The sequence below is a fragment of the Streptomyces sp. NPDC001348 genome (assembly GCF_053597535.1).
Map to the genome: position 1 here is coordinate 21,005 of NZ_JBSFIK010000072.1, position 6,000 is coordinate 27,004.

Genomic DNA, 6,000 nt, shown 5'->3' on the forward strand with positions numbered 1-6,000 from the left:
CCTGCCTCAGGGGGAAAGTTGAGGAGAAACGCGAATCGGAGCGCCACCAGACGCGCGGGGGGCGGCTTGGGCGCCACGGTCGTGGTCTGCGCGGTCATGACGGTGTTGCCCAAGGTCGCTTCGGCCGAGCCCACGATCGTGCCGGGCGTCGCGGGTGACAGCGGCGCCGGGGTCGAGCGGATCAGTGTCGCGACCGACGGTACCCAGGGCGACGGCGACTCCGCCGGTGCCTCGATCACGAGCGACGGCCGGCGTATCGCCTTCTCGTCGTTGGCGAAGAACCTCACACCCGCCGACCCGGTGACATGGGAGGCGGCGGCTCTCCGAAGCCCGGAGTCCCGGGGCGGAACGTGATGCCGGGCGATGAATTCATATTCCGCTCCCCAGGCGCCGTTGACACTTGGTGAGGCCATCTGCTTGAATGGCGCATGTCAAAGGATCAAGCTTTCCTGTTCAGTGCCGCAAACCACGGGGGAGGCGAGCGGGTATTTGAGTGATTCCTTAGACCGCCGAGACGTGCTCGCGCATTCCGCTTTCGAGAGCGCGGCCGCGTCAATCCCCGATCGCACAGCAGTACTGAACTCAGGCGTCCACACCACTTACCGATCCCTCAATCAGCGGGCCAATCAGCTTGCCCGCTACCTGCGGGCACGAGGCGTCGGCCCGGACGTGCCGGTGGGTATCCGCCTCCCCCGCTCGACGGACCTGGTCACCGCCGTCCTCGCGGTACTGAAAGCCGGCGGTGCCTTCATGCTCGCCGACCCGGCGCAACCCGCCGTGCGGGCACGCGGCTTCTTCGACGCAGCCCGCCCTCCCGTGATCCTGACCCGCGGTCACTTGGCCGAGGATTTTGCAGGTTCGGGTTCCAAGTTTTTCTTATTCGATTCCGACTTGCCGACCATCGCCGACCTGGACACCGCCGACCTGCCGTCCGTCATAGGCCCGCAAAATCTCGCCTATATCGTCCGGACATCCGGTTCGACGGGTGTCCCGAAAGAAGTTCTGGGTACGCACGGCGGAATGGTCGGGTGCATGTCCTGGCTCCAGACCCATTATCCGGTCGGGCCCGGCGAGATGGCCGCCCAGCGGACCTCTCCCGATTTCGTCGACGCCGTCTGGGAAATCCTCTCACCGCTCAACGCCGGAGCCACCCTCACCGTCGTACCGGAGGCCACCGCGCTCGATCCCCGGCTGCTGCTGCGCTTCCTCCGGCACCACCGCTGCTCCCGTCTGGTGCTGGTGCCCTCCCTGCTGAGAGCCCTGCTCAAGGAACTGGCCGCCGCTCCCACGGCCCTGCCCGTGCTGGACCACTGCCTCTCCAGCGGCGAGGAACTGCCCGCCGACCTCGCCGGGGAATTCCGCCGGCTGCTGCCCGAGAGCCGACTCGTCAACGTGTACGGGATGTCCGAGGCCGCGGCGGACGTCACCTGGCACGAGGTCGGCGAACGCGACGAGGGCCGGCACCGTGTGCCGCTGGGGGCCGCGATCCCCGGCGCGTACATCCGCCTCCTCAGCCCCGGCGGGGTCTCACCGGTGAAGGACAGCGAGGTCGGGGAGATCTGCGTCGGGGGCGAGGCACTGGCCCGCGGCTATCTGGGCCGGCCGGGAGCGACCGCCGCCGCGTTCGTACCCGACCCCGCCTCCACCCGTCCCGGGGCACGGGTGTACCGGACCGGTGATCTGGCGCGGCGGCTACCGGACGGCAGTCTGGAATACCGGGGGCGCGCCGACCACCAGGTGAAGATCCGCGGCAGTCGGGTGGAACTCGCCGAGGTGGACGCGGTGCTGGCCACCCACCCCCTGGTGCACGAGGCAGCCTGCGCGGCATGGCCCGCACCGGACGGGGGCTCGCCGCAGCTCGCCGCGTACGTCGTGGCCGACGAGCCGCTGTCCCCCGAGGACCTCAGGGAGTTCGCCGCCGAGCGGCTGCCCGGCCACATGGTGCCGAGCACCTGTCTCACGCTGCCTGCCCTCCCGCGGACCGCCGGCGGCAAGGTCGACCGTCCGGCGTTGCCCCCGCCTTCCGGTCGGCGCCCCCGAATCCGGACGCCCTACACGCCCCCGCGCAGCCCGGACGAGAAGCTGGTCACCACCGTATGGTCGCGGACGCTCGGTGTCTCGCCCGTCGGCGTCGACGACGGCTTCGTCGCCCTCGGCGGCAACTCGCTGTTGGCGATGAGCGTCGCCGCCGAGCTGCGCGAGCGGACGGGAGCCGAGGTGCCGGCCTCCGACGTCTTCGCGTGCCAGACGGTAGCCCGCCTGGCGGAGCGGCTGGCGGCATCCCGGTACCGGGCGGCTGCCCCCGCGCACCCGGGCACCGTACGGCCCGCGGTCGAGCCGTCACCGCAGCCGGCCGAGGCCGATCCGCACTCCTGGCCCCTCACGCCCGGGCAGCGCGGACTGCTGTTCCTCGACCGCCTGGAACCCGGCAGCCCCCGCTATGTGCTGCCCTACGCCTTCCGGTTCACCGGCAGGCTCGACACCGACGCCCTGGCGACCGCGCTGCGGCAGGTGACGGCCCGCCACCCGGTTCTGCGGACCGTCGTGACCAGCGCCTCCGGCGCGGACGGCCAGACGGTGCGCCGCGACGGCCGGACCGTGCCGGCCCAGCACGATCTGACGTCCGTGCCTGAGCCGGAACGCGAAGCTCTCGTCGACGCCCACCTCACCGACCTGGCCCGGCGGCCGTTCGACCTCGCCCGGGAGCACCCTGTGCGTGCCGCCCTGCTGCGTACCGCCGACGACACATGGGTCCTGGGGCTCGCGGTCCACCACATCGTCGCGGACGGCGCCTCGTTGCGGCTCGTTCTGCGCGACCTCGCCGAGGAGTACGCCGCTGCGTGCGCCGGCACGGCCGCGGACCGTCCGTACCCGGCGCTCGGCTACCGGGACTTCGCCCTGCAGCAACACCGGGACACGGCCCGGGACACCGCGGCGCTCGCCCACTGGCGTCAGCGGCTGCACGGGCTCCGCCCGCTGGACCTCCCCACGGACCGTCCGCGCACCATCGCCACCGACAGCAGCGGCAGCGTCTGCCGAGTGAGCGTGGAGCCCGGCACCACCGCCGCACTGCGCGAGCTGGCCGACGCCGGCGCGACCTCGCTGTACACCGTCTTACTCACCGCCGTGAAGGTGCTGCTGCACCGGTGGACCGGGCAGACGGACATCGCGGTGGGCGCGCCCGTCTCGCTGCGGGACAAGGACTTCGAGGACGTCGTCGGGTTCTTCACCGACACCGTCGTCCTGCGCAGCGACCTCGCCGACGATCCTCCGGCCCGCGAACTCCTGGACCGGGTGAGCGCAACCCTGCAACAAGCCCTGCGACACCCTCGGTTGCCCTTCCAGAGCCTGGTCGAGGAACTGGCACCCCAACGCCTGCCGGGCCGTTCCCTGCTCTTCGACGTCATGGTCGCCCAGGACGACAGCCCCGAGACACTGCACCTGCCCGGTCTGACGGCATCCCGGATGCCCCTGCACACCGGCGCCGCCATCTTCGACCTGACCTTCCACCTCACCGAGGCCGGCGCACGCGGACTGGACATCGCCCTGGAGTACCGTGCCGCGCTCTTCGACCCGGGCACGGCGGAACGCCTCCTGCAGCACCTGAGGGTTCTGATCGAGGCCCTGGTCCGCGAACCGGGGAGCCGGATCTCCCGTCTGCCCATGCTCGGCGAGGCCGAACGGCACCGGCTGCTGGTGGAGTTCAACGACACCGCCCAGCCCGTCCCGCGGGCCGCCATCACCGACCTGGTGTGGGCGCAGGCGGCCCGGACCCCGCATCTGTCCGCCTGCCGCAGTGCGGGCGCGGAGCTGACCTACGCGCAGCTCACGCACTGGGCGGGACGTGTCGCCACCGTGCTGCGCTCCCGCGGCGCCGGCCCGGGGAAGGTGGTCGCGGTCTGCGCGGGCCGGGGACTCGCGCTGCCCGTGGCCCTGCTCGCGGTGCTGGCCACCGGTGCCGCCTATCTGCCGCTCGACCCGGACCACCCCGAACAGCGTCTGCGCTGGATGTTCGAGGACAGCGGAGCCGTCCTCGTCGTCACCGACCGGGAGTCCGCCGGCCGTCTGCCCGGGAAACCGGACGTGCTGGTCCTCGAGGACGAACCCGGACCGTCCGTGCGGCAGGCGGCCGCGACGGAAGATCCGGCGCCCGCGCCGACCGCACGGCCCGACGACGTCGCATACGTGATCTACACCTCGGGCTCGACCGGCGTGCCCAAGGGAGTCCAGGTCGAACACAGGTCCGTGGTCAACCGGCTGCTGTGGACGCACCGCATCGTGGAGTGCGCACCGGGACTGCGCGTCCTGCAGAAGACGCCGGTCACGTTCGACGTCTCGGTGTGGGAGATCTTCTGGCCGCTCGCCTCCGGGGGCACCCTGGTGTTCGCGGCGCCCGGCGGGCACGGCGACCCCGCGTACCTCGCCGGCCTGATCGGCGCCGAGTCGGTGCAGGTCGCGCACTTCGTCCCGTCGATGCTACGAGCTTTCGCGGCGGCGGAGGGGCTGGCCGCGCTCCGCGGGCTGCGCCTGCTGTGCCTCAGCGGCGAGGCCCTCGATCCGCACCTGGCACATGCGGCAGCGGAGACGCTGGGCCCGGACGTCGCCGTCCACAATCTGTACGGACCCACCGAGGCCTCCATCGAGGTCAGCCACTGGCAGGTGCGCCACCGGCCGGACGGGCGGGTGCCGATCGGGCGGCCCATCGCCAACACGCGTCTGTACGTCCTCGGCACCGACCTCTCACCGGTGCCCACGGGGGCACCCGGCGAGCTGTACATCGGAGGGACGGCACCGGCGCGCGGCTACCTCGGCCGCCCGGCACTGACCGCCGAGCGGTTCGTGCCGGACCCCTTCGGTCCCCCGGGAAGCCGCCTGTACCGGACCGGCGACAAGGTGCGGTTCCTGGCCGACGGGGAGATCGACTTCCTCGGGCGGTCGGACGGCCAGGTGAAGATCCGCGGCTTCCGGGTCGAACTCGGCGAGATCGAGGCGGCTCTGGCCGCCCAGCCGGAGGTCGACCGCGCGGTGGTAGTCGTCAGGGACCACGGGCCGGGTGACCGCAGGCTCGTCGCCTATCTCACTGTCCACGGGCCGGACCGCGACCTGGCGGTGCTGCGTGCCGCCCTCGCCCGGATCCTGCCGGACCACATGCTGCCGAACGCGTTCGTGTACCTCGACGCGTTCCCGACCGGGCCGTCGGGCAAGCTCGACCGGTCCGCCCTGCCCGAGCCCCGCCATACACCCGACGACGGCCCGCGCACCGCCCCCGCCGACGCCACCGAGGCGGCCATGGCGGCCCTCTTCGCCGAAGTGCTCGGCACGGAGACGGTCGGGGCGAAGGACAACTTCTTCGACCTCGGCGGGCACTCCCTGCTCGCCATGACCCTGCTGAGCGCCGTCGCCGAACGGTTCGGCACGATGCTGCCCCTGCGCGCCGTCTTCGACAGCCCCACGCCCGCCGCACTCGCCGCCGAACTGAAACGCACCTGACCAGTGGGGGGTACCTACATGTCCGGTCACCAGCGCCCCTCCTTGTCCGAGGAGTGGATGTGGACCATCGAGCAGAGCGGGCTGGCCACCTCCGTCTACAACATCGAGTCCGCCCTGTGGCTGCGCGGCGAGCTGAACGTCACCGCCGTCCGTGACGCCTTCACCCGCCTCGTCGTACGCCACCCCGCGCTGCGCACCCGGTTCCCGGAAGGACCGCAAGGCCCGGTCCGCCTGGTCGAGGAGCCGGGGGCCGACGGGTCGGTGCGGGTGGATTTCGAGGTGATCGAGGTGGGGCGCGAGGAGGCGGTGACGCGGGCCGGTGAGTCGGCCGCGGCACCGTTCGACCTGCTGACGGGGCCGTTGATGCGGGTGAGGGTGTTCCGGGTGAACGCCGGCGAGCACCTGCTGGTGGTCACCGTCCACCACATGGTGTTCGACGGATGGTCGGAAGGGATCCTCCTCCAGGAGTTCGCACAGGTGTATTCCGCCCTGGCCGAGGGCCGGGAGCCC

At 71.9% G+C, this 6,000-nt stretch carries 3 protein-coding genes; all 3 read left to right on the forward strand.

Features of this window, described 5'->3' with window-relative positions; all coding sequences use genetic code 11:
- The first annotated feature begins 96 nt into the window (after positions 1–96).
- Entirely contained in the window at positions 97–354 is a 258-nt protein-coding gene (locus ACWC21_RS40360) for a hypothetical protein (protein WP_450889691.1), read from the forward strand.
- 9 nt (positions 355–363) lie between these two features.
- Entirely contained in the window at positions 364–5,490 is a 5,127-nt protein-coding gene (locus tag ACWC21_RS40365; protein ID WP_450889693.1) for an amino acid adenylation domain-containing protein, read from the forward strand.
- Positions 5,491–5,508: 18 nt separating this feature from the next.
- Positions 5,509–6,000, forward strand: a 492-nt coding sequence (locus ACWC21_RS40370) for a condensation domain-containing protein (RefSeq protein WP_450889695.1), incomplete at its 3' end; no start/stop codon positions are given.

What these genes read in the sequence shown, in the direction of transcription:
- ACWC21_RS40360 (WP_450889691.1), top strand. Translation starts at nt 97, where the DNA reads ATGACGGTGTTGCCCAAGGTCGCTTCGGCCGAGCCCACGATCGTGCCG.
- ACWC21_RS40365 (WP_450889693.1), top strand. Translation starts at nt 364, where the DNA reads ATGAATTCATATTCCGCTCCCCAGGCGCCGTTGACACTTGGTGAGGCC.